This is a genomic window from Micromonospora sp. WMMD710, assembly GCF_029626045.1.
Taxonomy (GTDB): Bacteria; Actinomycetota; Actinomycetes; order Mycobacteriales; family Micromonosporaceae; genus Micromonospora.
Window position 1 is genome coordinate 350,810 of the sequence record NZ_JARUBD010000001.1, and the last position, 25,441, is coordinate 376,250.

Genomic DNA, 25,441 nt, shown 5'->3' on the forward strand with positions numbered 1-25,441 from the left:
CCGAGGTCGGCGTCGAGGCACCGCTGGTCGAGGCTCCGCCCGACACCGTCGCGGGCGAGGTGGTCCTGCGCCTCACCGACGTGGTCAAGACCTTCCCCGGCGTACGCGCCCTCGACGGTGTCCAACTTGAGGTACGCGCCGGCGAGGTGCACTGCCTGCTGGGGCAGAACGGCGCCGGCAAGTCCACCCTGATCAAGGTGCTCTCCGGTGTGCACCAGCCGGACTCCGGGCAGGTGCAGTGGCGCGGCGAGCCGGCCACCTTCGCCAACCCGCAGGCCGCGATGAAGGCCGGCATCGCCACCATCTACCAGGAACTCGACCTCGTCGAGGACCTGTCGGTCGCGGAGAACGCCTTTCTCGGTCACGAGCACCGCCGGTTCGGGTTCGTCCGGCGGGGCCGGATGGCCCGGCAAACCCGGCAGATCCTGAGCCGGCTCGGCCACGGCGAGATCCCGCCGGGCCGGATGGTCCGGTCGCTGCCGGCCGCCGGCAAGCAGATCGTCAGCATGGCCCGTGCGCTGTCGCACGAGGCCCGACTGATCATCATGGACGAGCCGAGCGCGGTGCTGGCGCACGACGAGGTCGGCAACCTGTTCCGGATCATCCGGGAGCTGACCGCGCAGGGCATCGCCGTCATCTACATCTCCCACCGCCTGGAGGAGATCCGCGAGATCGGCGACCGGGTCACCGTACTCAAGGACGGCCGGACCACGGCGGCGAACCTGCCGGCGCGCGACACCCCGACCCGCGACCTGGTCAGCCGGATGACCGGCCGGACCATCGAGTACGTCTTCCCGGACCGCCCCGTCGACGAGGGCACCGGCGCCGACCTGCTCCAGGTGGAGGGGCTGACCCGCACCGGAGAGTTCGCCGACGTCTCGCTGAACGTGCGGGCCGGGGAGATCGTCGGCATCGCCGGCCTGGTCGGCTCCGGTCGTTCCGAGCTGCTGGAGACCATCTACGGCGCCCGCCTCGCGGAGGCCGGCTCGGTGCGGATGGACGGGAAGGTCCTGCGTCCCGGCGTCGGCGCGGCGGTACGCGCCGGCATGGGCATGGCCCCGGAGGAACGCAAGAGCCAGGCGCTGCTGCTCGGCGAACCGATCTACCGCAACGTCACGCTGGCCACCTTCGGCCGGTACGCGCGGCTCGGCTTCACCGACGCCGCCAAGGAACGCGCCGAGGCGAACCGGATCGCCGACAGCCTGGAGCTGCGGCCCCGGGACGTCGACCGGCCGGTACGCACACTGTCCGGCGGCAACCAGCAGAAGGTGGTGGTCGGGCGGTGGTTGCTCGGCGGCACCAAGTTGTTGCTGCTCGACGAGCCCACCCGGGGCGTGGACGTGGGTGCCCGGGCCGAGCTCTACCAGGTCATCCGGTCGTTGGCCGCCCAGGGCGTCGGGGTGCTGCTGGTCTCCAGCGAGGTGCCCGAGGTGCTGGGCCTGGCCGACCGGGTGCTGGTGATGCGGGAAGGGCGGGTCGTCCGCGAGGCCGCGGCCGGCGAACTCGACGAGAACACCGTGCTCGACCTCGTGATGGCGGGGTCCTTGATGGAAGGCGCACCGGCATGAGCGACGCGACTCCCTCTCCCACCGCGACACCGGAGCGCCCGCAGCTTCCGGCGCAGTCGCCGCCGGTGGACCCGGCGGAGACGGCGGTGGCCAGTGACAAGGCGGCGGGTACGGGCCGGCTCTCCTGGTGGCGGGGGGACGGCGGCGACGGTGCCAAGCGGAACCTCGGCCTGATCGGTGTGCTGGCCGCGCTCATCGTGGTCGGCGCGATCACCAAGCCGGACCTCTACGGCGACCCGAACTGGGTGTGGAACAACGTCCTGGCCATCCTGCAGCTCGCCTCGGTCGTCGGGGTGGTCACGGTCGGCATGACCTTCGTGATCATCGGCGGCGGCATCGACCTGTCGGTCGGGGCGATCGTCGCACTGGCCGGCGTCTGGTGCACCACGGTGGCCACCCAGAGCTACGGCGCCGGCGGCATGATCTTCACCGCCCTCGCCGTCGGCATCTGCGTCGGCCTGGTCAACGGCGTCCTCATCTCGTACGGCCGCCTGGTGCCGTTCATCGCGACGCTCGCGATGCTGGTGGCCGCCCGCGGACTCGCGGCGTCCATCTCCAACAAGCAGACCCAGGTGTCGAGCAGCACCTTCATCAACGACATCGCCGCCCGCAAGGTGCTGGGGATCCCGATCCTCGTCTACATCCTCGGCGCGGTGGTGGTGGCCGGCTGGATCCTGCTCAACCGGACGACCTTCGGCCGGCGGACCATCGCCGTCGGCGGTAACCCGGAGGCGGCCCGCCTGGCCGGCATCAACGTCCGCCGGCACACCATGCTGCTCTACGCGCTGTCCGGTCTCTGCTGCGGCATCGCCGCCATCATGCTCACCTCGCAGGCCACCTCGGCACAGGCGGCAATGGCCAACCTGTACGAGCTGGACGCGATCGCCGCGGCGATCATCGGCGGGACGTTGCTCAGCGGGGGCCGCGGCACGATCGTCGGCTCGCTGCTCGGCGTCATCATCTTCGCCACGATCACGAACCTCTTCGCCATCAACGGCCTCTCCATCGAGGCGCAGAACATGGTCAAGGGCGGCATTATCGTCGCCGCCGTCCTGATCCAGCAGTTCCAGTTCAAGTCCGTCACTCGGCTCCTCGCGCGGAACAGGGTCACCACCGCAACCTGACGCACCGCACCGTTGTCCCTGGCGACGTCGAGAACTTCGACAGTGGCCGGGCCTCGCACACCCTCACCCATACAGAAACCGCTCCCAGGAGGTCGTTCATGACCCAGCACAGTCGCGACCTGTCGCGCCGCCGGTTGCTCTTCGGTGGAGCCGCAGTGGGCGCCGCCACCCTGCTGACCGCCTGCACCAGCAACGAGACCCCGGCTGCCAGCACCCAGACCAAGGCCGCCGGAAACAGCGAAGGCAACAACGCCCCGGGCAAGAAGGTCGTCATCGGCTTCTCCGCCCCGGCCGCCGACCACGGCTGGATGGGCGCGATCCACGCCAACGCCAAGGCCCAGGCCGCCGCCTACTCGGACGTGGAGTTCAAGGAGGTCGACGGTGGGTCGAACTCCGAGGCCCAGCGCTCCACGCTCGGCACGCTGATCGCCCAGAAGCCGGACATCATCGTCGTGCTGCCGCACGACGGCAAGGAGGTCAACGCCGTTGCCCTCCAGGCGATGCAGGCGGGCATCCCGATCGTGAACCTCGACCGGGCCTTCCCCGACGCGCTGGCCTCGCGGCTGGTCATCAAGGGCGACAACTACGGCATGGGCGTCTCCGCCGGGCACTTCATCGGCAAGCAGCTCAAGGACAAGGGCGTCGCCAACCCGGTGATCGGTGAGATCGCCGGTCTGGAGATCCCGCTGACCGTCGAGCGCAGCGCCGGCTTCGCCGCGGCCCTGGCGACCTACGGGTTCAAGGTGGGCAACCGCCGCTCGGCCGAGTTCACCTCGGACAGCGGTCAGCGCGAGGCGGCCCAGCTGCTCCAGGCGCTGCCGAAGATCGACGCGATCTGGAACCACGACGACGACCAGGGCATCGGTGTGCTCGCGGCCATCAAGCAGGCCAACCGGTCGGAGTTCTTCATGGTCGGTGGCGCGGGGTCCAAGCTCGCGATCGACGCCATCAAGGCGGACAACACCGTGCTCAAGGCGACGGTCACCTACAACCCGTCGATGGCGTCCTCGGCGGTCTCGCTCGCGCGGCTCATCGCGCAGGGTCGGGGCCTGGGCGACCTGACGGAGCTGCAGGTGCCCAAGGAGGTGACCCTCGCCTCCGAGACGATCACCAAGGAGAACGCGAGCAGCTACGACAAGCTCGGGTTCTGACATACCGGGGGGAGACCCACCTTGTCCACGACAGACAGAGAACTGCGGATCGGCATGGTCGGTTACGCGTTCATGGGCGCCGCGCACTCACAGGCGTGGCGCACCGTGAACCGCGTCTACGACCTGCCGGCGCGGGCCCGAATGGCGCTGATCTGCGGCCGGGACACACCGAAGGTGGCCGAGGCCGCCGACCGGCTCGGCTGGGACGCGTACACGACGGACTGGCGTGACCTGATCAACCGGGACGACATCGACGTGGTCGACGTCTGCACGCCGGGCGACAGCCACGCCGAAATCGCGCTCGCCGCGTTGGCCGCCGGTAAGCACGTCCTGTGCGAGAAGCCGTTGGCGAACACGGTGGCCGAGGCACGGGCGATGACCGCCGCGGCGGAGACAGCCCGGGCCGCCGGGGTGCGGTCGATGTGCGGGTTCAACTACCGCCGGGTCCCCGCGGTCACGATGATGCGCCAGCTGGTCGCCGACGGACGACTCGGGGTGATTCGACACGTCCGAGCGACGTACCTGCAGGACTGGATCGTGGATCCGCAGTTCCCGCTGGTCTGGCGGTTGCAGAAGGACAGGGCGGGCTCCGGCGCGCTGGGTGACATCGGTGCGCACATCATCGATCTGACCCAGTTCGTCACCGGCCAGCGGATCACCGGGGTCAGCGCCGTCACCGAGACCTTCGTCAAGGAACGGCCGCTGCCGGCCGAGTCGAGCGGTCTGGCGGCCACGGTGGACGGCGGCACGTCGCCCACCGGGCCGGTCACCGTCGACGACGCCGCGGTCTTCGTGGCCCGGCTGGACGGCGGCGCACTGGCCACGTACGAGGCGAGCCGCTTCGCCACGGGCCGCAAGAACGCCCTGCGGGTCGAGATCAACGGCTCGCTCGGCAGTGTGATCTTCGACCTGGAGCGCCTCAACGAGCTGGAGTTCTACGACGCCACCCGGCCCGCCCTGGAACAGGGGTTCAGCCGGATCCTGGTGACCGAGGGCGATCACCCGTACATGTCGGCGTGGTGGCCTCCGGGTCACATCATCGGCTACGAGCACTCCTTCACGCACGAGATGCGTGACTTCATCGAGGCGGTCGCCACCGGCGTCGACCCGACTCCATCCTTCGCCGACGCGTTGCAGGTCCAGCTCGTGCTGGACGCGGTGACCCGTTCGGCGGAGGTCGGTTCCTCCTGGACCGAGGTGGAGCCGACCCTGGCCGCGGTGGCCGTCTGACACTGACCATCCGCGACGGCGGTGTGTAGGCACCGTTGTCGCCCGACCGGCTTTCCGGAGCCGACCGGCGAGGGACCGGCCGCGGTTTGCGCCCCGCGGCCGGGACGAGGTCGGCGCCGGAGGGCGTGCGGCCGGGCCGTACGGCCCGGTGGCGCACGAGCAGAACGGTTGTCCGGTGTGGCCGGACCGGGATTCCCCGGCCGCACCGGAGGACCGCCACCATTCCCGGCGATCCGGAGGACCTGACGGTTCCGCCGGCCTGAGACGTCCGGTCGAGGCATGCCAACGCCCTGACCGGCCGGATGCGGGGGAGGCAGGGTCGAGACGCCGACCGACCCTGCCTACCAGCCCCGTCTGCCCGCACCCGCACCGGGAACCGGTCCGGCGTCGTCGCCGCCGACGCCGACGTCGGACCGGGTGCCGTCCCGGTGCGAGGCGGGCGGGCGGGGCCCATCCGCCCAGGGCGTATCTTTCCGAACAATATTCGGATATTCCTATATTTAATCACACCGACGGTTCCTCCTGAACGGGAAGGAGCACCATGCGAACGGGTGTCTGGTTGGTGGGAGCGCGCGGTTCGGTCGCGACCACCAGCATCGTCGGAGGGCTCGCGCTGCGAGCCGGCCTGGCCGGGCCGACCGGCTGCGTCACGGAACTGCCCGAGCTGCGCGGCCCCGCCCTGCCGTCCTTCGCCGATCTGGTCTTCGGCGGGCACGACCTGGCCACGACCCCGCTGTGCAAGCGCGCCGAGGCGCTGGCCGACGCCGGGGTCGTCCCCGGCAGGCTCGTCGCCGCGCTCCCCGACGAGCTGACCGCCGTCGAGCAGGAGCTGCGCCCCGCGCCCACCGGCGCCACCCAGGCCGACCGGGCCGCCGCCGTGGTCCACGACCTCACCGGCTTCCGCGAACGGCACGGGTTGGACCGGGTGGTGGTGGTCAACGTCTCCGCCACCGAACCGACCCCCCGGCCGCACCCCGGGCACGCCGATCCCGACGCGCTGCGCGCCGCGCTCGCCGGCCCGGACGAGGTGCTGCCACCCAGCTCCCTGTACGCGTACGCGGCGCTGCTCGCCGACTGCCCGTACGTCGACTTCACCCCGTCCACCGGGCTGCGGCTGCCGGCGCTCACCACGCTGGCCGAACAGCTGCGCCTGCCGTACGCCGGGCACGACGGCAAGACCGGGGAGACCCTGGTCAAGTCGGTGCTCGCGCCGATGTTCGCGATGCGCAACCTGGCCGTGCGCTCCTGGTCCGGGATGAACCTGCTCGGTGGCGGCGACGGCGCCACCCTCGCCGACCCGGCCGCCAACGCGGCGAAGGTGCAGAGCAAGCAGCGGGTGCTCGGCGAGACGCTGGGCTACGTCCCGCAGGGCAACACCCGGATCGAGTACGTCGAGGAGCTGGGCGACTTCAAGACCGCCTGGGATCTGATCACGTTCGCCGGCTTCCTCGGCACCGGCATGCGGATGGAGTTCACCTGGCACGGCTGCGACTCCGCGCTGGCCGCGCCACTGGTGCTCGACCTGGCCCGGCTCACCGCCGCGGCGCACGCCGCCGGGCACGTCGGGCCGCTGGCCGACCTGGGCTTCTTCTTCAAGGACCCGTTGGGTGCCCCCACCCACTCGCTGGCCGAGCAGTGGGCCCGACTGACCGACTTCACCCGGCAGCTGCACGCCGGCCGGGACGGTGGCCATGACCACGCTGGCTGACGTCGCCGAACTGGTCCGGGCGCCGGCGGCGCTGTCGGTGCCGGGTGACGTGATCGCCGGAGCGGCGGCGGCCGGCGCGCTCGGCCCGCGTACCCCCGCTCTGGCCGGCGCATCGGTCCTGCTCTACTGGGCCGGCATGGCCGCCAACGACTGGGCCGACCGGCGCCTGGACGCCGTCGAGCGGCCCGAGCGGCCGATCCCCAGCGGCCGGGTCACCCCGGCCGTCGCGGTCGGCCTCGCCGCCGGCCTCACCGCCGCCGGCGTGGGCCTGGCCGCCGCCGTGGGCGGGCGCCGCGCCGCCACGCTCGCCGTGCCCCTGGCCGCCACCATCTGGGGGTACGACCTGCTGGCCAAGAACACCGCCGCCGGGCCGGCCGTGATGGCCGCCTGCCGCGGGCTGGACGTGCTGCTCGGCGCGTCCGGCGGGCGGCTGACCCGGGCGCTGCCGGCGGCGGCGACCGTCGCCGCGCACACCTGGACGGTCACCGCCCTGTCCCGCCGTGAGGTCACCGGCGCCGACGCCGCCCTGCCGATGCGCACCCTCGCTGGCACCGCCATGGTCGCCGCCAGCGCCGCCGTCGCCGCGCCCGGCGCCCGCCGCGCAGCCGCCCGAGTCGACGAGCGGTCCGGTGCGACCGAGCGGGCCGGTGCCGTCGGCGAGGTCGGTGTCCGCGCGAGGCGCACCCGGTCGGCCGGGATCGCGGCCGCGCTGCCCGCCGTGCTGGCCGGCTGGTACGCCGCCCGCTACGGCGCGGCCCAGGTCGAGGTGGTGCGTGATCCGTCGGCCGGACGGGTCCGTGCCGCCGTCGGCGCGGGGATCACCGGACTGCCCGCCCTGCAGGGGGCGCTCACCGCCCGGGGCGGCGCTGGCCTGCTCGGGTTGGCCGTCGCCGCGGCGGCACCGCTGGGCCGGCGGCTCGCTCGGAAGATGTCCCCGACATGACCGTGCCCCAGCCGCGACCACCGGTCGCCGACGCGACGACGCTGCGCCTCGGGTACGGCACGAACGGCTTCGCCAACCACCGACTCGACGACGCGCTCGCCGTCATCGCCGACCTCGGCTATGTCGGGGTGGCGCTCACCCTGGACCACGACCACCTCGACCCGTTCGCGCCGGGGCTCACCCGCCGGATCGCCGCGGTTGGCCGACGGCTGAGTGAGCTGGGCCTCGCGGTGGTCATCGAGACCGGCGCCCGCTACCTGCTCGACCCGTGGCACAAGCACGCCCCGACGCTGCTGCACGACGACCCGACCCGACGGATCGAGTTCCTGCGTCGGGCCGTCCGCGTCGGCGCCGACCTCGGCGCGGAGGCGGTGTCGTTCTGGGCCGGCGTACGCCCCGAGTCGGTGTCGCCGCAGTGCGCGTGGGACCGGCTGGTCGCCGGCTGCGCCACCGTCGTCGACGCCGCCGACACCGCCGGCGTCACCCTCGGCTTCGAACCGGAGCCGGGGATGCTGGTGCAGGACATCGCCGACTGGCGGCGCCTGCGTGCCGCGCTCGACGCACCGGCCCGCTTCGGCATCACCCTCGACATCGGACACTGCCGGTGCCTGGAGCCGTGGCCGGTCCCGCAGTGCGTCGCCGAGGTGGCCGACCACCTGGTCAACGTGCAGATCGACGACATGCGTCGGGGCGTGCACGAGCACCTGGAGTTCGGCACCGGCGAGATCGACTTTCCGCCGGTGCTGGCCGCCCTGGCCGAGGCCGGCTATCGCGGACTGGTCGCCGTCGAGCTGCCCCGGGACTCGCACGCCGCGCCCGCCGTCGCCGCCCGCTCGATCGAGTTCCTGCGCGCCGCCGGGCAGACCGCCGCCGGGCAGACCGTGGCCGGGAGCGCCACCACGAGCACGGTGGCGACCGCCGGGTCCACCGACGGCGAGACAACCACCGCCGCCCTTTGCTCTGCTTCACCGGACGCAACACCTGCCGTCCGCTATCCGGACAGCGACCGTTGCGTGGGGTGAAGCAGAGCAAAGGACGCGCCTGAGGCACTCGGGCCGCCGGGTGCCTGCGGAGCAGCACGAGGGAGGAGACGGGATGACACCGGATTCACTACGGGCCGCGCTGCGGGGCGTACCCGATCCCGACTGGCTGGACACGGCGCTGCGCCGGGTCGCGGCCGAACCCACCGCGATCACCCGGCTCTTCCCCGCCGCCGCCCGGCGCTGCGGGCGCGGGCCGCTGCCCGACGCCCCCGGTTGGACGGCCGACGACGCGGCCCGGGTGCTGCTGCTGACCGCGCTGCCCGGCGACCACGCCGCGTACGCCGAAACCCTCTACCAGCACGGTGACGCGGCCGAGCGGCGGGCCGTGCTGCGCGCTCTGCCGCTGCTGCCGATCGGCGCCGCCGGGGTGCCCCTGCTGCACGACGCGATCCGGACCAACGACACCCGACTGGTCGCCGCCGCCCTCGGCCCGTACGCCCGGCACCTCGACCCGGCCGCCTGGCGACAGGCGGTGCTCAAGTGCGTGTTCAGCGGCGTACCCCTGACCGCCGTGGCCGACCTGGACACCCGGGCCGACGGTGAGCTGGCCGCGATGCTGGCCGCGTTGGCCGCCGAACGCCACGCCGCCGGCCGCGAGCTGCCCGCCGACGCCACCGACCTGCTCGACCGGCTCACCGCCGCACTGCCCCGGGAGGCGTGACATGCGCATCTTCGACCCCCACATCCACATGACCTCACGCACCACCGACGACTACGAACGGATGGCCGCCGCCGGGGTGCGCGCGGTGGTGGAGCCGGCGTTCTGGCTGGGTCAGCCGCGTACCAGCGCCGCCTCGTTCACCGACTACTTCGACTCGCTGATCGGTTGGGAGCCGTTCCGGGCCGGGCAGTTCGGGGTACGCCACTTCGCCACCATCGCGCTGAACCCCAAGGAGGCCAACGACCCGCGCTGCCGGCCGGTGCTCGACCTGCTGCCCCGCTACCTGGACAAGGACGCGGTGGTGGCGGTCGGCGAGATCGGCTACGACTCGATGACCCCGGAGGAGGACGAGGCGTTCGCCGCGCAGCTCGCCCTCGCCGTGGCGCACGACCTGCCGGCCCTGGTGCACACCCCGCACCGGGACAAGGCGCGCGGATGCGAGCGAACCCTCGCCGTGGTCGCCGAATCCGGCATCGACCCGGGGCGCGTGGTGGTCGACCACCTCAACGAGGTGACCGTCAAGTTGGTCCGCGACAGCGGCTGCTGGCTGGGCTTCTCGATCTACCCGGACACCAAGATGACCCCGTCCCGGATGGTCGAGCTGCTGCGCGAGTACGGCACGGACCGGATGCTGGTCAACTCGGCCGCCGACTGGGGGCGCTCCGACCCGCTGCTGACCCGGGCGACCGGCGAGGCGATGCTGCAGGCCGGGTTCAGCGACGACGACGTCGACACCGTGCTGTGGCGCAACCCGGTGCAGTTCTACGGGCAGTCCGGTCGGCTCGACCTCAGCGACCTGGAGGTCACCGCCGTGGACCCGCAGACCGGCAACTCGATCCTGCGCGGCGGCAGCTGATGCGGCTGCGACATTCCGGCGGCGACACCGTCCACCTCGGCTACTGCACGAACGTGCACCCCGCCGAGGACCTCGCCGGCATCCTCGGTCAACTCGACACCTACGCCGTGCCGGTCCGCGAGGGACTCGGCAGCGACCTGCTCGGCCTCGGCCTGTGGCTGGCCGCCCCGGTCGCCGCCGAGCTGGCCGCCGACCCGGCGCTGCGCCGCCGGTTGCGCACCGAGCTGGACGCGCGCGGGCTGGAGGTGGTCACCCTCAACGGCTTTCCCTACGCGGCGTTCCAGGCACCGGTGGTCAAGCAGGACGTCTACCACCCGGACTGGACCACCGAGCAGCGGCTGACGTACACCCTGGATCTGGCCCGGGTGCTCGCCGACCTGCTGCCCGACGACGCCGCCCGGGGCTCGATCTCCACGCTGCCGCTGGCCTGGCGGCAGCCCTGGGACACCGACCGGGCCGACGCCGCCCGACGCCGGCTCGACCAGCTCGCCGCCGGCCTGGCCGCGGTGCAGCGCGACACCGGCCGGCAGGTCCGGGTCGGCTTCGAACCGGAGCCCGGCTGCGTGGTGGAGAGCACCGACCAGGCCGCCGCGCTGCTGTCCGGGATGGACACCGAACGCCTGGGTGTCTGCGTCGACCTGGCCCACCTGGCCTGCGCCTGGGAGGAGCCGACCGAGGCACTCGACCGGCTGCGGGCGGCCGACCTGCCCGTGGTGAAGGTGCAGGTCTCCGCCGCCGTCGAGGCCACCGACCCGGCCGGTGACGCCGACGAGCTGCACCGCTGGGTGGAGCCACGCTTCCTGCACCAGACCCGGGGGGCCGGCTGCGCCGTGGGCGGCGACCCGGCCGACCCGGCGTACGCGGCCGACGACCTCGACGAGGCGCTGGAGCGGGCGCTGCCCGGCCCGTGGCGGGTGCACTACCACGTGCCCCTGCACGCCCCACCCGAGGAACCGCTCGGCTCGACCCTGCCCGTTCTGCGCGCCGCGCTGAGAGCGCTCTACACCGGCCCGGCCGCCGGCTGCGACCACCTCGACGTCGAGACGTACACCTGGGGGGTGCTGCCGGCCGCACGACGGCCGGGCACCGACGCGGAGCTGGCCGTCGGCATCGCCGCCGAGCTGGCCTTCGCCCGCAACGAACTGGTCAGCCTCGGGCTGACCCCGGAGAACACCGTGACCGCGGGAGTGACGAGATGAGCCGACGACTGGTGGTGCTCGACGTGGTGGGGCTGACCCCGCGACTGCTGGCACACATGCCCCGGCTGCGCGGAGTCGCCGACGGCGGCTTCCGGGCCGAGTTGGGCACCGTGCTGCCCGCGGTGACCTGCTCGGTGCAGTCCACCTTCCTGACCGGCGAGCCGCCCAGCGGGCACGGCATCGTCGGCAACGGGTGGTACTTCCGGGACCTGGGTGAGGTGCTGCTGTGGCGGCAGCACAACGCGCTGGTCGGCGGGGAGAAGCTCTGGCAGGCGGCCCGCCGGGCCGAGCCCGGCTACACCGTCGCCAACGTCTGCTGGTGGTACGCGATGGGCGCGGACGTCAACTGGACGGTCACCCCGCGCCCCGTGTACTACGCCGACGGGCGCAAGGAGCCGGACTGCTACACCGACCCGCCGGAACTGCACGACGCGCTCACCGGCCGGCTGGGCACGTTCCCGCTGTTCACCTACTGGGGGCCGACCGCCGGGCTGCCGTCGTCGCGGTGGATCTGCCAGGCGGCCGAGCAGATCCTGGCCGACGTGTCACCCGACCTGACCCTGGTCTACGTCCCGCACCTCGACTACGACCTGCAACGCTTCGGTCCGTCGTCGGCCCAGGCCGCCGCCGCTGCGGCCGAACTGGACGCGGTGCTCGGGCCGCTGCTGGACGCCGCCCGCGCCCGTGACGCCACCGTGGTGGTGCTGTCCGAGTACGGCATCACCGACGTGTCCCGGCCGGTGGACGTCAACCGGCTGCTGCGCGCCGAAGGGTTGCTGCGGGTGCACACGCAGGCCGGCATGGAGTACCTCGACCCGTGGACGTCGAAGGCGTTCGCGGTCGCCGACCACCAGGTCGCGCACGTCTACGTCAAGGACCCGGCCGACGTGCCGGCGGTGGCGAAGCTCTGCGCCGGGCTGCCCGGGGTGGCCGAGGTGCTCGACGCCGACGGCAAGGCCGCGCACGGGCTGGACCACGAGCGCGCCGGTGAGCTGGTGCTGGTGGCCGAGCCGGACTCCTGGTTCACGTACTACTACTGGTTGGACGACGCCCGCGCACCGGACTTCGCCCGGCTCGTCGAGATCCACCGCAAGCCCGGGTACGACCCCGCCGAGCTGTTCTTCGACCCGGCCAACCCCGGGGCGGCCAAGCTGCGGGCGGCCGCCGCGCTGGCCCGCAAGAAGGTCGGCATGCGGTACCTGATGAGCGCGATCGGCCTGGACGCCGGAGCGCGCGCGGTACGCGGCTCGCACGGGCGGCTGCCGGACGACCCGGCGGACGCCCCGGTGCTGCTCTGCTCCGACCCCACCGCCGCCCGTGACCGGATCGCGGCCACCGAGGTCAAGGAGTTGTTGCTGGAGCTGGCCGGGCTGAGTTCCGGTGGCGGGTCGGGGGAGGGGTCGTGACGGTCACCGTCGCGCCCACTGACACGAGCGGATTGCGGGCGCGCTTCGACGCCGAGCTGGCGGCGTTCCTCGACCGGCAGGGGCCGGACTGGCCGGACGGCGCGCCGCGCGGGGTGTTCACCGCGCTGCAACGGTTCGTGCTGGCCGGTGGGAAACGGCTGCGCCCGCTCTTCTGCTACTGGGGTTGGCGCGGCGCGGGCGCCGCCGACGGCACCCCGATCGTGGTGGCGGCGGCGGCCCTGGAGCTGTTCCACGCGTTCGCGCTGATCCACGACGACATCCTCGACGGCAGCGACCGCCGCCGGGGTGAGCCGTCGGTGCACCGGCTCTTCGCCGACCTGCACGCGCGCTCGTCGTGGCGTGGCGACCCCGAGGCGTACGGGCGCAACACCGCGCTGCTCTGCGGGGATCTCTGTGCGGCCTGGTCGGATCAGATGTTCCACGAGTGTGGCCTGGGCACCGAGCAGGTGCACCGGGGTTACGGCGTGTTCGCGCTGATGCGTACCGAGGTGATCGCGGGGGAGTACCTGGACCTGGTCTCCGGGGTGGGCGACGGCTCGGTGGCCAGCGCGCTCACCGTGATCCGGATGAAGGCGGCCCGGTACACGGTCACCCGACCGTTGCAGATCGGCGCGGCGCTGGCCGGCGGAGGGCCGGAGCTGATCGACGCGCTGGGCGAGTTCGGTGACCCGCTGGGCGACGCGTTCCAGCTCCGCGACGACGTGCTGGGCGTCTTCGGTGATCCGGCGGTGACCGGCAAGTCGGTGCTGGACGACCTGCGCGAGGGCAAGCCCACGGTGATGATGGCGCTGGCCCGGAGCGCCGCCGACCGGACGCAGACCGCGCGGCTGCGGGAGCTGTTCGGCAATCCCGGGTTGGACGCCGAGGGCGCGGCGGAGCTGCGCGCGATCATCGAGCAGACCGGCGCCCGGGACCGGATCGAGCAGATGATCCGGGTCCGTACCGAGGCGGCGTTGACGGCCCTGGAGAGCGCGGAGGTGGCCGAGGGGGCCCGGTCCGCGCTGATCGCGTTGGCCGCGCAGGCGATCGACCGCCGCGCCTGATCCGGCTGACTTTCAGCCAAATCGACGAAAGTTGATGCCGGATCATCGGAAGGTATGGACACATCGACACGCGCAATTTAGTGTCGTGGCCAACACGACAATGTTTCGTCGAGGTGAACCGGCGGCGCGGTAACCCATCGACCCCCACCACTCACCGCTACGGCATCCGGCGCGACGGCGCGCGCCCGGCCTGGCAGTCATTCGTCAGGAAGGGACAGCACAGATGTCCATGAAGGACGCTCCCCACCACCGGTCCCGACGATGGTTCTCCGCCGGATCGGCCCTGCTGCTCGCAGTCGCGGCCGGCACGGTCGCACTCGTGGCCGGCTCGACACCGGCCCAGGCGCACACGATCAACGCCACCGACTTCCAGCAGGTCGAGCTCGCCCGCGGTGTGGCCGACATGGGTGAGCCGATGTCGCTGGCCGTGCTGCCGGACCGCTCCGTCCTGCACACCGCCCGCAACGGCACCCTGCGCCGCACCGACGCGGGCGGCACCACCTCCGTGATCGGCACCCTGTCGGTCTACAACCACGACGAGGAGGGGTTGCAGGGCGTCGGGGTCGACCCGAACTTCGCCAGCAACCGGCAGATCTTCCTCTACTACGCCCCGCCGCTGTCCACCCCGGGCGGCGACGCGCCGGCCACCGGCACCGACTTCTCGGCCTGGGACGGAGTGAACCGCCTCTCCCGGTTCACCCTCAACGCCGACTTCACGCTCAACCAGTCCAGCAAGGTCGACGTGCTCGACGTCCCGGCCAACCGGGGCCTGTGCTGCCACGTCGGCGGGGACATCGACTTCGACGCCGCGGGCAACCTCTACCTGTCCACCGGCGACGACACCAACCCGTTCGAGTCCTCCGGCTACTCGCCGCTGGACGAGCGGACCAACCGCAACCCGGGGTACGACGCGCAGCGCAGCGCCGGCAACACCAACGACCTGCGCGGCAAGATCCTGCGGATCAAGGTGAACGCCAACGGCACGTACTCCATCCCGTCGGGCAACCTGTTCGCGCCCGGCACGGCCAAGACCCGGCCGGAGATCTACGCGATGGGGTTCCGCAACCCGTTCCGGATCAGCGTCGACAAGGCCACCGGCGTCGTCTACGTCGGTGACTACGGGCCGGACGCCGGCTCCACCAGCTCCACCCGCGGGCCGTCCGGGCAGGTCGAGTTCAACCGGGTCGCCGCACCGGGCAACTACGGCTGGCCGTACTGCACCGGCACCAACACCACCACCGAGACGTACAACGAGTGGGACTTCGCCACCAACGCCAGCGGTGCGAAGTACAACTGCACCGGCGGGCCGACCAACAACTCGTTCCGCAACACCGGCCTGACCACCCTGCCGCCGGCCCAGCCGGCCTGGATCCGGTACGCCGGAGACGCCGGCACCCCGACCGAGTTCGGCGGCGGCTCCGAGTCGCCGATGGGCGGCCCGGTCTACCGGTACAACGCCTCGTCGACCTCCACCACGAAGTTCCCGCAGTCCTTCGACGGGCAGTTCTTCGCCACCGAGTTCGGCCGTGGCTGGATCAAGCCGATCCACGTCAACGCCGACGGTTCCCGGGGCACCATCGACACCTTCCCGTGGGTCGGCAAGCAGGTGATGGACTCGGCGTTCGGCCCGGACGGCGCGTACTACGTGCTCGACTACGGCACCGGCTACTTCAACGGTGACGCCAACTCCGCGCTCTACCGCTTCGACTACGTCGGTGGCGGCAACCGGGCACCCACCGCCGCGGCCAGCGCCAACCGGACCTCCGGCGCCGCACCGCTCGCGGTGACCTTCTCCTCGGCCGGCTCGTCCGACCCCGAGGGTGGCGCGCTGACGTACTCGTGGGCCTTCGGTGACGGGACCACCTCGACGGCGGCCAACCCGACGAAGACGTACACCGCCAACGGCACCTACACCGCCACCCTCACGGTGCGCGACCCGCAGGGCGCCACCGGCAGCAGCAGCGTGCAGATCAGCGTCGGCAACACCGCGCCCACGGTGACCATCAACAACCCCGGCAACGGGCAGCTGTTCAGCTTCGGCGACACGGTGCCGTACAGCATCACCGTGACCGACCCGGAGGACGGCACGATCGACTGCACGAAGGTCAAGATGACCTACGTGCTCGGGCACGACCAGCACGGGCACCAGATCACCTCGAAGACCGGCTGCTCCGGCTCGATCACCATCCCGGTCGACGGTGAGCACGACGACGCGGCGAACATCTTCGCGATCTTCGACGCGGAGTACACCGACGACGGTGGGCTGACCACGCACACCCAGCACACGCTGCCGCCGCGGCACCGACAGGCCGAGTTCTTCGGCACCTCCTCCGGCGTCAACGTGTTCAGCAAGACCCCGGCCGAGGGCGGCAAGACCGTCGGTGACATCAACAACGGCGACTGGATCGCGTTCCAGCCGTACCGGCTGGGCAACGTGACCTCGTTCACCGCCCGGGTCTCCTCGGCGGGCGCCGGCGGCACCCTCCAGGTCCGGGCCGGCTCGGCCACCGGCACGGTGCTCGGCTCGGCCACGGTCCCGGTCACCGGCGGTTGGGAAACCTTCACCACGGTCACCGGGGCGATCACCAGCCCGCCGACCGGCACCACCACGCTCTACCTGACGTTCGCCGGAACGGGCACCGGGGCGCTCTACGACATCGACGCCTTCACCCTCGTCACCGGTACACCGCCCACCGGCGGGGCCGGCGCGATCAAGGGTCTGGGCGGCAAGTGCCTGGACGTGCGCAACGCCGCCACGGCGGACGGCACGCAGATCCAGATCTACACCTGCAACGGCAGCGCGGCGCAGACCTGGGCGGTCACACCGAACTCGACGATCAAGTCGTTGGGCAAGTGCCTGGACGTCTCCGGTGGTGGCACCGCCGACGGCACCAAGATCCAGCTCTGGACCTGCAACGGGACCGGAGCGCAGAACTGGGCCGCCCAGGCCGACGGCACGGTGCGCAACGTGTCGTCCGGCAAGTGCCTCGACGTCTCCGGCAACAACTCCGCCGACAGCACGGTGGTCCACCTGTGGACCTGCACCGCGGCTGCCAACCAGAAGTGGACCCTGCCATGAGAATCCTGCGACCCGTCCTCGGCGCGGCCATGGCGGCCCTCGCCGTGATCGCCTGCACCACCCCGGCCACCCCGGCCAGCGCCGCCGACGCCCCGTACGACGTGCTGGTGTTCTCCAAGACCGCCGGTTTCCGGCACGACGCGATCCCGGTCGGCATCCAGACCATCCGTGACCTGGGCGCCGCGAACAACTTCACCGTCACCGCCACCGAGGACGCCGCGGCCTTCACCACCGGCAACCTCGCCCAGTACGAGGCGGTGGTCTTCCTCAACACCACCGGCGACGTCCTCAACGCCAGCCAGCAGACCGCCTTCGAGTCGTACATCGGCTCGGGGCGCGGGTACGTGGGTGTGCACGCCGCCGCCGACACCGAGTACGACTGGCCGTTCTACGGCAACCTGGTCGGCGCGTGGTTCGCCTCGCACCCGGCCATCCAGCAGGCCAACATGAAGGTGGAGGATCGGGGTCACGCGGCGACCGCGCACCTGCCGCAGACCTGGACCCGCACCGACGAGTGGTACAACTACCGGACCAACGCCCGGTCCACCGCCCACGTGCTGGCCACCCTGGACGAGTCGTCGTACTCCGGTGGCGGCATGGGCGCCGACCACCCGCTGAGCTGGTGCAAGGGCTACAGCGGCGGCCGGTCCTTCTACACCGGCGCCGGGCACACCCAGGCGTCGTACGCCGAGCCGGCGTTCCGGGCACACCTGCTCGGCGGCATCCGGTACGCGGCCGGTCGGAGCAAGGCCGACTGCCGTCCGGAGACCGGCTACACGCCGCTCTACAACGGGTCGACGGCCGGTTGGTCGCAGGCCGGTCCGGGCAGCTTCACCAACTCCGACGCCACCCTCACCTCGGTGGGCGGCATGGGGCTGTTCTGGTACAACGCCAAGCAGTTCACCAACTACTCGTTGAAGCTGGACTGGAAGCTGGCCGGGGACGACAACTCCGGCATCTTCATCGGGTTCCCGCCGTCGAGTGACCCGTGGTCGGCGGTGGACAACGGTTACGAAATCCAGATCGACGCCACCGACGCGGTGGACCGCACCACCGGAGCGGTCTACACGTTCAAGTCCGCCGACATCGCGGCCCGCGACGCGGCGCTGAACGCCCCGGGGGAGTGGAACACGTACGAGTTGCTGGTCGAGGGGGAGCGGCTGCAGATCTTCCTCAACGGTGTGAAGATCAACGACTTCACCAACACCAATCCGGTCCGGTCGCTGGCCGGCCACATCGGCATCCAGAACCACGGCACCGGTGACGACGCCTCGTTCCGCAACATCCGGATCAAGGAGTTGGGCACCACCCCACCGCCGACCGGCAACACCACCGTCCAGGCCGAGGCGTTCAGTTCGGCCAACGGCGTCAGCCCGTTCACCAAGGCGGGCGCCAACGGTGGGCAGACCATCGGCTACATCGACCCGGGTGACTGGGCGGCGTACAACGGGGTGGACCTGACCGGCGTCACGTCGTTCACCTCCCGGGTCGTCTCGGGCGGCGCGGGCGGCACCATCCAGGTGCGGACCGGCTCGGCGACTGGCCCGGTGCTCGGTTCGGTCGCGGTGCCCAACACCGGCAGCTGGACCACGTTCGCCAACGTCACCACCGCCCTGTCCGGCGTTCCGTCCGGCGCCCAGAACCTCTACCTCACCTTCACCGGTAGCGGCACAGGGCTCTTCGACGTGGACGACTTCACCCTGGTCAAGGGCGCCGGTGGCGGCACCGGGGTCGGCCCGGTCAAGGGGCTGGCGGGCAAGTGCCTGGACGTCCGCAACGGTGCCACCGCCGACGGCACCCAGATCCAGATATACACCTGCAACGGCAGTACGGCGCAGACCTGGACGGTGACGCCGAACTCGACGATCAAGGCGCTCGGCAAGTGCCTGGACGTGTCCGGCAGCGGCACGGCCGACGGCACCAAGATCCAGCTCTGGACCTGCAACGGCACGGGCGCGCAGAACTGGGCGGCCCAGTCCGACGGCAGCCTGCGCAACCCGTCGTCGGGCAAGTGCCTGGACGTGTCCGGCAACACCTCGGCGGACAGCACGATCGTCCACCTCTGGACCTGCAACGGCGCGGCCAACCAGAAGTGGACCCTGCCCTGACCGACTGAGCCGGCTCGCCGCGAGTCGCGGTGAGGCTGGGGAGGCAGGTGCACCGATGAGCGTGATGCCTGTGAGTCATATTGATGACTCACAGGCATCACGCTCACACCCGTCATGGCCCGCCTTCGCCGTCTCCGCGAGGCCACGGGTCGACGCACAGTCGGCTGCCGTACCTTGATCGGCATGGGGCGTTTTGCGCGGTGGCGCCGGACGGTGCGGGCGCGGTGGCGCCGGACGGTGCGGGCGCAGGGGCACCGGCTGCGCGCGGCGCTGCGCCCGGCCGAGGAGCCCGACCCGTCGACCGGGCCGGAGCCCAGCCTGAACCGCCTCGACGCCCTGGTGGAGGGCTTCGCCGCAGGTCAGCCGGTGCGCTGGAGCCTGGCCGGGCAGCCCCGGCCGCTGCCGGGCGCGGTCGACGTCGCGGCGTACCGGATCATCGAAGAGTCCCTCACCAACGCGCGCCGGCACGCTCCGGGCGCGCCGGTCGCGGTCCGCCTGCGCTACGACGTCGAGGGCATCACCATCGAGGTACGCGACGAGGGCGCCCCACCGACGCAACCCGCGCCCACCGGGCAGACCCGTGCCGGCAGGGGCCTGCTGGCCGTACGCCGGCGGGCCGAGCGGGTCGGCGGCTCCTTCTCCGCCGGCCCGCGACCCGGCGGCGGCTTCACCGTCCGGGCCGTCCTGCCCGCGCCCGAAGAGGCGGCCGGCTGACGATCCGTCGGTGGGGCTTCCGCGATGGGGTGCGACGGAAATAGGGTGGGAGCGGCGACCGTGACGGTGGCCGGTGACCCGGTGGGAGGCGCAACCCGGCGGGCTCAGGTGTGTTCCGCACCCACCGGTGACCGCCCGGACGCCACGTACCGGTCCGACCGGTCACCCTCGCCCTGGTCCCGCACATGGAATCCCCATCACAACAGGGGAGAAGGACAATGGCGCGACCCATCACGCTCTTCACCGGCCAGTGGGCCGACCTGCCGTTCGAGGAGGTCTGCCGGCTCGCCTCCGAGTGGGGCTACGACGGTCTGGAGATCGCCTGCTGGGGCGACCACTTCGAGGTCGACAAGGCGCTCGCCGACGACTCGTACGTCGATCGCAAGCGGGAGACGCTCGCGAAGCACAACCTTGAGGTCTTCACGATCTCCAACCACCTCGTCGGTCAGGCGGTCTGCGACCACCCGATCGACGAGCGGCACCAGGACATCCTGCCCGCCCGGATCTGGGGCGACGGGGAGCCCGAGGGGGTCCGCCAGCGGGCCGCCGAGGAGATCAAGGACACCGCGCGGGCGGCGGCGAAGCTCGGCGTGAAGACCGTCGTCGGCTTCACCGGCTCGTCGATCTGGCACACCCTGGCGATGTTCCCGCCGGTCCCGCCGTCGATGATCGAGCGTGGCTACCAGGACTTCGCCGACCGGTGGAACCCGATCCTCGACGTGTTCGACGAGGTGGGGGTGCGGTTCGCGCACGAGGTGCACCCCAGCGAGATCGCGTACGACTACTGGACGACGAAGCGGGCGCTGGAGGCGATCGGCAACCGGCCCGCGTTCGGGCTGAACTGGGACCCGTCGCATTTCGTCTGGCAGGAACTGGACCCGGTGAACTTCATCTTCGACTTCGCCGACCGGATCTACCACGTGGACTGCAAGGACGCGAAGGTGCGCACCGGGGACGGTCGGCGTGGCCGGCTCGCCTCCCACCTGCCCTGGGCGGACCTGCGCCGCGGCTGGGACTTCGTCTCCACCGGGCACGGCGACGTCCCCTGGGAGGACTGCTTCCGCGCGTTGAACGCGATCGGCTACACCGGCCCCATCTCGATCGAGTGGGAGGACGCCGGAATGGACCGTCTGCTCGGCGCCCCGGAGGCGTTGCAGTTCGTCCGGCGGCTCGCGTTCGACGCTCCGAGCGCGGCCTTCGACGCGGCGTTCAGCAGCAAGGACTGACCGCACCCGGACAGACCACGGGCCGGTCGCCCTCTCGGCGACCGGCCCGTCGACGTGCGGTGGGTCTACGTGCGGTGGGTCTACGTGCGATGGATCAGAGCGTGCTGGCGTTGGTGCCCGAGCCGGACGGCTTGGTGCGGGGGTTGGTGGCCGACGGAGACCCGGAGGTCGTGCCGACCGGGCTGCTGCCCGCCTTGGCACCCACGGTGGCGGGCGTGCCGGCGAACGCGTCGTCGGCGGCGGTCAGTTCCTGCTTGCCGGTGCTGCCGTTGCCGGTGCCCAGCTTCTCGCCTAGCCTGGTCTGGCCAAGCTTGTCCTTGCCCTCGCTGTAGAGCTTGTTGGCCTGGGCCTGCGCGACCCCGGCCGCCTCCTGGACGGTCGGGTGGTCGAGCACCTTGCGGCCCCGGACCACGAGCTCTTCGTACTTCTCCCGGCCGGCACGGGCGCCCAGGACGAATCCCGCAGCCAGCCCGCCAAGAAACATGATCTTTCCGCGCATGGCGGCTCCTTCCGTACCTGACGCGCCGTCGCCTCGGCGAGTTGCCTCGTCGGGAGCGACCAATTCGCGCCTGCGTCCTCTGTCCGCAGCTAACTACCCATCCTGCTCTCCGCTCAAGCATGCTTGTGCCGGGATGACGATTTACCCGAATTGTCGATGCAGGGGTGGGGGAGGAACCCACTGGACCACCACCCCGGGATGTCCTGTACTCTTGTCCCGTCGCACAGCGCCGGCGAGATCCGGATTCTGGGCGGTGCACGATCCCCTGTAGCTCAATTGGCAGAGCAGCCGGCTGTTAACCGGCAGGTTATTGGTTCGAGTCCAATCGGGGGAGCTCTTCCACGTAACGCCCGTCGGCAGCACGCCGACGGGCGTTGTCGCGTACGTGGCCCTCCGGTTTCGCCCTCCCTCGACGAGCCCGCCCGGCAGGATGGTCGATGTCGACCTAGACTCCCGCTGCGTCGATTGATGCGTCGATTCCTGGGTGGTGTGGATGTCCGGACGAGGGGGCTTTGGGCGGGCCACGCTGATCGCGGTGGCGGTCGTGCTGGCCTGGCTGGTGATCGGCGGCGTCGCCGGCCCGTACGCGGGACGCCTCAGCGAGGTCGCCACCAACGACAACGCCGCCTTCCTGCCCACCGACGCCGAGGCGACCCGTGCCCAGGACCTCGCCGGCGGATTCGTCGACCGGGAGACCGTTCCGGCGTTGGTGGTCTACGAACGGCGCTCGGGGATCACCGACGCCGACCGGCAGCAGGTGAGCGCCGACGCCGCCCGGTTCGCCCAGATCCCCGGCGTGGTCACCCCGCTGCCCCCGCCCATCCCCAGCGAGGACGGCCAGGCCCTCCAGGTCGTCGTGCCGGTGGACGACGCCGAGGGTGAGGAGATCGGCGCGGTCGTCGAACAGTTGCGCGACATCACCGGCGACGGCCGCGGCGGGCTCACCGTGGACGTCGCCGGCCCGGCCGGCCTGCTCGCCGACCTCATCGAGGTCTTCTCCGCCATCGACGGGCCCCTGCTGCTGGTCACCCTGGTCGTCGTGCTGATCATCCTGCTGATCGTCTACCGCAGCCCGGTGCTCTGGATCTTCCCGCTGCTCGCCGCCGGCATGTCGTACGCCCTCGCGTCGGTGTTCGTCTACCTGCTCGCCGACGCCGACGTGGTCAAGCTCAACGGGCAGGCCCAGGGCATCCTCACCGTGCTCGTCTTCGGCGCCGGCACCGACTACGCGCTGCTGCTCATCGCCCGCTACCGGGAGGAACTGCACCGGCACGACCGGCCGTGGGACGCCATGCGTACCGCCTGGAGGGGCGCCGCGCCGGCCATCATCGCGTCCGGCGGCACGGTCATCGTCAGCCTGCTCTGCCTGCTGCTGTCCAGCCTCAACTCCAACCGGGCGCTCGGCCCGGTCGCCGCCATCGGCATCGCCGCCACCCTGCTGGTGATGCTCACCTTCCTGCCCGCGCTGCTGGTGATCGGCGGCCGGTGGGCGTTCTGGCCCCGACGGCCCCGAGCCGACCAGGCCGATCCGCGGGCCGAGCACGGCACCTGGAGCCGCGTCGCCGGCTTCGTGGCCCGGCACGCCCGACCGATCTCGTTGAGCACCGCCGTCGTGCTGGCCGTCCTCACGCTCGGCCTCACCCAGCTCGGCGCCACCACGCTCGGCCAGTCCGATCTGTTCACGCAGCGCACCGACTCGGTGGACGGCCAGGAGGTGATCGCCCGGCACTACCCGGCCGGCACCGGCAGCCCGGCCACCATCTTCACCACCGAACAGACCGCCCGGCAGGTCGCCCAGGTGGCGCAGGGCGTGCCCGGCGTCGCCGACGTCCGTCCGCTGACCGCCGGCGCGCAGACCGGCCCGCCGCAGGAGAACGCCGCACCGAAGGTCGTCGACGGGCGGGTGCAACTCCAGGCGACCCTGGCCGACCCGCCGGACAGCGACGGCGCCGAACGGACCATCCGCGAGCTGCGGGTCGCCGTCCACCAGGTGCCCGGCGCGGACGCCGTGGTCGGCGGCTTCACCGCGATCGACGTGGACACCTCCGACGCCGCGAAGCGCGACCAGAACGTCATCATCCCGATCGTGCTGGTGGTCATCGCCGTCATCCTGGCGCTGCTGCTGCGTGCCCTGCTCGCCCCGGTGCTGCTGATCGCCACCGTGCTGCTCAGCTTCGCGGCGACCCTCGGCCTCTGCGCGCTGCTGTTCCGGCACGTCTTCGGCTTCCCCGGCGTGGACTCGTCGTTCCCGCTGTTCGCGTTCGTCTTCCTGGTCGCGCTCGGCATCGACTACAACATCTTCCTGATGAGCCGGGTCCGCGAGGAGTCGGTCAAGCGGGGCACCCGCGCCGGTGTGCTGGCCGGCCTCGCCGTCACCGGCGGGGTGATCACCTCCGCCGGCATCGTGCTCGCCGCGACCTTCTCCGCCCTCGCCGTGCTGCCCCTGGTGATCCTGGTCGAGTTGGGTACGGCGGTCGCCATCGGGGTACTGATCGACACGATCATCGTCCGGTCGCTGCTGGTGCCGGCACTCGCGTACGACATCGGGCCGAAGGTCTGGTGGCCGGGCCGGTTGTCCCGGGCGAACGGTGAGCGGGAGGCGCGCGATGCTGGCTGAGACCGACGTGGTCATCGTCGGCGGCGGCCTGGCCGGCCTCGCCGCCGCGCGCCGGCTGCACCGTGCCGGCGTGCCCTGGCGGCTGCTGGAGGCCGGCGGCCGGCTCGGCGGGCGGGTCGCCACCGACGTCGTCGACGGCTACCTGATCGACCGGGGCTTCCAGGTGCTCAACACCGCCTACCCCCGGCTCGGCACGCTGCTCGACACCGACCGGCTCAACCTCGGCTACTTCACCTCCGGCGTGCTCGTCCGCAGGGGCGACGACCTGCTGCGACTGGTCAACCCGCTGCGCGAGCCGACCGGCGGGCCACGCACCGCCCTCGCCGGCGTCGGCTCGCTGCGCGACCGGCTGCGCTTCGCGGCGCTCGCCGCCGGCTGCGCCACCCTGCCCACGTCCCGGCTGCTCAGCGCAGCGGAGACCACCGCCGAGACGGCGTTGCGCCGCGCCGGCCTCTCCGACGCGATCATCGAGGAGCTGCTGCGGCCGTTCCTGTCCGGCGTGTTCATCGACCGGGAGCTGGCCACCTCCAGTCACGTCCTCGCGATGGTGTTGCGCTCCTTCGCCCGCGGCCGCATCGGTCTGCCCGCCGAGGGGATGGCCGCGCTGCCCCGGGCCGTGGCCGACCCGCTGCCGGCCGATCTGCTCGACCTGGACATCCCGGTCGCCGAGGTCGCGCCCGGCCGGGTCCGCACCCAGGCCGGCGACATCCGCTGCCGGGCCGTCGTGGTCGCCGTCGATCCGCCCGCCGCGTCCGCGCTGCTGCCGGCCCTGACGACGGTACGCATGCACAGCTACACCACCTACTACCACAGCGCACCGGAGCCGCCGCTCGCCGAGCCGATCCTGCTCGTCGACGGCGACCGGCGGGAGATCGTGGCGAACACGGTGGTGCTCAGCAACGCCGCCAGAACCTACGCGCCCGCCGGACGGCACCTCGTCGCGACGTCGGTGGTCGGCCCCACGGCCCCACCCGAGCCGACCGTACGGGCCGAGTTGACCCGGCTGTACGGGCGGTCCACAGCCGACTGGACCCACCTCACCACCGTCGCCGTGCCGAACGCGCTGCCCGCCGCGCCACCACCGCAGGGCCGGCTGCGTAAGCCGGTCGCGATGGGGGAGGGGCTGTTCGTGGCCGGTGACCACCGCGACAGCCCATCGATCCAGGGCGCTCTCGCCAGCGGCTGGCGGGCCGCCGGGGCGGTGCTGGAGGAGCTGCGCGCGGGCTGAGCCCCGACTCGAAACAG

The 25,441-nt window shown here is 72.0% G+C and carries 19 protein-coding genes and 1 tRNA gene; 19 read left to right on the forward strand and 1 reads right to left on the reverse strand.

Annotation, left to right across the window (positions count from 1 at the left end):
* Window positions 1-59 precede the first annotated feature (59 nt).
* The 16 genes from O7620_RS01780 to O7620_RS01855 all read left to right on the forward strand — a co-directional run bounded on the left by O7620_RS01780 (window position 60) and on the right by O7620_RS01855 (window position 21,080).
* Complete coding sequence (locus O7620_RS01780; protein WP_278126811.1) at window positions 60-1,568, forward strand: sugar ABC transporter ATP-binding protein; 1,509 nt, start codon at window positions 60-62, stop codon at window positions 1,566-1,568.
* Complete coding sequence (locus O7620_RS01785) at window positions 1,565-2,692, forward strand: ABC transporter permease (protein ID WP_278121488.1); 1,128 nt, start codon at window positions 1,565-1,567, stop codon at window positions 2,690-2,692. Before O7620_RS01780 ends, O7620_RS01785 begins: the two co-directional genes overlap by 4 nt.
* A gap of 98 nt (window positions 2,693-2,790) precedes the next feature.
* Entirely contained in the window at window positions 2,791-3,843 is a 1,053-nt protein-coding gene (locus O7620_RS01790; RefSeq protein WP_151489663.1) for a substrate-binding domain-containing protein, read from the forward strand.
* Between the two features lie 21 nt (window positions 3,844-3,864).
* Entirely contained in the window at window positions 3,865-5,073 is a 1,209-nt protein-coding gene (locus O7620_RS01795) for a Gfo/Idh/MocA family oxidoreductase (RefSeq protein ID WP_278121492.1), read from the forward strand.
* A gap of 541 nt (window positions 5,074-5,614) precedes the next feature.
* Window positions 5,615-6,781, forward strand: a complete 1,167-nt coding sequence (locus O7620_RS01800) for an inositol-3-phosphate synthase (protein WP_278121494.1) — start codon at window positions 5,615-5,617, stop codon at window positions 6,779-6,781.
* Window positions 6,765-7,724 carry an SCO3242 family prenyltransferase gene (locus O7620_RS01805; protein ID WP_151489666.1) on the forward strand — a complete coding sequence of 320 codons (960 nt, stop codon included), beginning with the start codon at window positions 6,765-6,767 and terminating at the stop codon, window positions 7,722-7,724. Before O7620_RS01800 ends, O7620_RS01805 begins: the two co-directional genes overlap by 17 nt.
* Window positions 7,721-8,746 (forward strand): sugar phosphate isomerase/epimerase family protein, encoded by a 1,026-nt coding sequence (locus O7620_RS01810; RefSeq protein ID WP_278121497.1) that lies wholly within the window; start codon window positions 7,721-7,723, stop codon window positions 8,744-8,746. The genes O7620_RS01805 and O7620_RS01810 overlap by 4 nt, the downstream gene beginning before the upstream one ends.
* Window positions 8,747-8,819: 73 nt before the next feature.
* The gene (locus O7620_RS01815) at window positions 8,820-9,428 is read left to right on the forward strand and encodes an EboA domain-containing protein (protein WP_151489668.1); all 609 of its coding nucleotides are present in this window, start codon (window positions 8,820-8,822) and stop codon (window positions 9,426-9,428) included.
* Between the two features lies 1 nt (window position 9,429).
* Window positions 9,430-10,284, forward strand: a complete 855-nt coding sequence (locus tag O7620_RS01820) for a TatD family hydrolase (protein ID WP_278121500.1) — start codon at window positions 9,430-9,432, stop codon at window positions 10,282-10,284.
* Window positions 10,284-11,483 carry a metabolite traffic protein EboE gene (gene eboE / locus O7620_RS01825; protein ID WP_278121502.1) on the forward strand — a complete coding sequence of 400 codons (1,200 nt, stop codon included), beginning with the start codon at window positions 10,284-10,286 and terminating at the stop codon, window positions 11,481-11,483. Before O7620_RS01820 ends, eboE begins: the two co-directional genes overlap by 1 nt.
* On the forward strand, window positions 11,480-12,889 hold the full coding sequence (locus O7620_RS01830; RefSeq protein WP_278121503.1) for a nucleotide pyrophosphatase/phosphodiesterase family protein: 1,410 nt from the start codon (window positions 11,480-11,482) through the stop codon (window positions 12,887-12,889). The genes eboE and O7620_RS01830 overlap by 4 nt, the downstream gene beginning before the upstream one ends.
* Complete coding sequence (locus O7620_RS01835) at window positions 12,886-13,953, forward strand: polyprenyl synthetase family protein (protein WP_278121505.1); 1,068 nt, start codon at window positions 12,886-12,888, stop codon at window positions 13,951-13,953. Before O7620_RS01830 ends, O7620_RS01835 begins: the two co-directional genes overlap by 4 nt.
* A gap of 223 nt (window positions 13,954-14,176) precedes the next feature.
* On the forward strand, window positions 14,177-17,032 hold the full coding sequence (locus O7620_RS01840; RefSeq protein ID WP_278121507.1) for a PQQ-dependent sugar dehydrogenase: 2,856 nt from the start codon (window positions 14,177-14,179) through the stop codon (window positions 17,030-17,032).
* Window positions 17,029-19,140 (forward strand): ThuA domain-containing protein, encoded by a 2,112-nt coding sequence (locus tag O7620_RS01845; protein ID WP_278121509.1) that lies wholly within the window; start codon window positions 17,029-17,031, stop codon window positions 19,138-19,140. Before O7620_RS01840 ends, O7620_RS01845 begins: the two co-directional genes overlap by 4 nt.
* Before the next feature lie 183 nt (window positions 19,141-19,323).
* Window positions 19,324-19,854 (forward strand): ATP-binding protein, encoded by a 531-nt coding sequence (locus O7620_RS01850; RefSeq protein WP_278121511.1) that lies wholly within the window; start codon window positions 19,324-19,326, stop codon window positions 19,852-19,854.
* Window positions 19,855-20,072: 218 nt separating this feature from the next.
* Window positions 20,073-21,080, forward strand: coding sequence for a sugar phosphate isomerase/epimerase family protein (locus tag O7620_RS01855; protein ID WP_151489674.1), 1,008 nt, complete (start codon window positions 20,073-20,075; stop codon window positions 21,078-21,080).
* Window positions 21,081-21,174: 94 nt separating this feature from the next.
* Here O7620_RS01855 and O7620_RS01860 read toward each other — a convergent pair whose 3' ends face one another.
* Window positions 21,175-21,579, reverse strand: coding sequence for a hypothetical protein (locus O7620_RS01860; RefSeq protein WP_151489675.1), 405 nt, complete (start codon window positions 21,577-21,579; stop codon window positions 21,175-21,177).
* Between the two features lie 261 nt (window positions 21,580-21,840).
* Between O7620_RS01860 and O7620_RS01865 the strand changes: the two genes are divergently transcribed.
* The 3 genes from O7620_RS01865 (at window position 21,841) to O7620_RS01875 (ending at window position 25,424) form a co-directional block, all read left to right on the forward strand.
* A tRNA-Asn gene (locus O7620_RS01865) sits at window positions 21,841-21,913 on the forward strand.
* A gap of 159 nt (window positions 21,914-22,072) precedes the next feature.
* Window positions 22,073-24,196: an MMPL family transporter gene (locus tag O7620_RS01870; RefSeq protein WP_278121514.1), complete on the forward strand. Its 2,124-nt coding sequence runs from the start codon at window positions 22,073-22,075 to the stop codon at window positions 24,194-24,196.
* Window positions 24,186-25,424 (forward strand): NAD(P)/FAD-dependent oxidoreductase, encoded by a 1,239-nt coding sequence (locus O7620_RS01875; protein WP_278121515.1) that lies wholly within the window; start codon window positions 24,186-24,188, stop codon window positions 25,422-25,424. Before O7620_RS01870 ends, O7620_RS01875 begins: the two co-directional genes overlap by 11 nt.
* The last annotated feature ends 17 nt before the right edge of the window (window positions 25,425-25,441 follow it).

Coding starts and splice junctions, on each gene's coding strand:
- O7620_RS01785 (WP_278121488.1), top strand. CDS start 1,565: ATGAGCGACGCGACTCCCTCTCCCACCGCGACACCGGAGCGCCCGCAG.
- O7620_RS01790 (WP_151489663.1), top strand. CDS start 2,791: ATGACCCAGCACAGTCGCGACCTGTCGCGCCGCCGGTTGCTCTTCGGT.
- O7620_RS01800 (WP_278121494.1), top strand. CDS start 5,615: ATGCGAACGGGTGTCTGGTTGGTGGGAGCGCGCGGTTCGGTCGCGACC.
- O7620_RS01805 (WP_151489666.1), top strand. CDS start 6,765: ATGACCACGCTGGCTGACGTCGCCGAACTGGTCCGGGCGCCGGCGGCG.
- O7620_RS01810 (WP_278121497.1), top strand. CDS start 7,721: ATGACCGTGCCCCAGCCGCGACCACCGGTCGCCGACGCGACGACGCTG.
- O7620_RS01815 (WP_151489668.1), top strand. CDS start 8,820: ATGACACCGGATTCACTACGGGCCGCGCTGCGGGGCGTACCCGATCCC.
- O7620_RS01820 (WP_278121500.1), top strand. CDS start 9,430: ATGCGCATCTTCGACCCCCACATCCACATGACCTCACGCACCACCGAC.
- eboE (WP_278121502.1), top strand. CDS start 10,284: ATGCGGCTGCGACATTCCGGCGGCGACACCGTCCACCTCGGCTACTGC.
- O7620_RS01830 (WP_278121503.1), top strand. CDS start 11,480: ATGAGCCGACGACTGGTGGTGCTCGACGTGGTGGGGCTGACCCCGCGA.
- O7620_RS01840 (WP_278121507.1), top strand. CDS start 14,177: ATGTCCATGAAGGACGCTCCCCACCACCGGTCCCGACGATGGTTCTCC.
- O7620_RS01845 (WP_278121509.1), top strand. CDS start 17,029: ATGAGAATCCTGCGACCCGTCCTCGGCGCGGCCATGGCGGCCCTCGCC.
- O7620_RS01850 (WP_278121511.1), top strand. CDS start 19,324: ATGGGGCGTTTTGCGCGGTGGCGCCGGACGGTGCGGGCGCGGTGGCGC.
- O7620_RS01855 (WP_151489674.1), top strand. CDS start 20,073: ATGGCGCGACCCATCACGCTCTTCACCGGCCAGTGGGCCGACCTGCCG.
- O7620_RS01860 (WP_151489675.1), bottom strand. CDS start 21,579: ATGCGCGGAAAGATCATGTTTCTTGGCGGGCTGGCTGCGGGATTCGTC.
- O7620_RS01870 (WP_278121514.1), top strand. CDS start 22,073: ATGTCCGGACGAGGGGGCTTTGGGCGGGCCACGCTGATCGCGGTGGCG.
- O7620_RS01875 (WP_278121515.1), top strand. CDS start 24,186: ATGCTGGCTGAGACCGACGTGGTCATCGTCGGCGGCGGCCTGGCCGGC.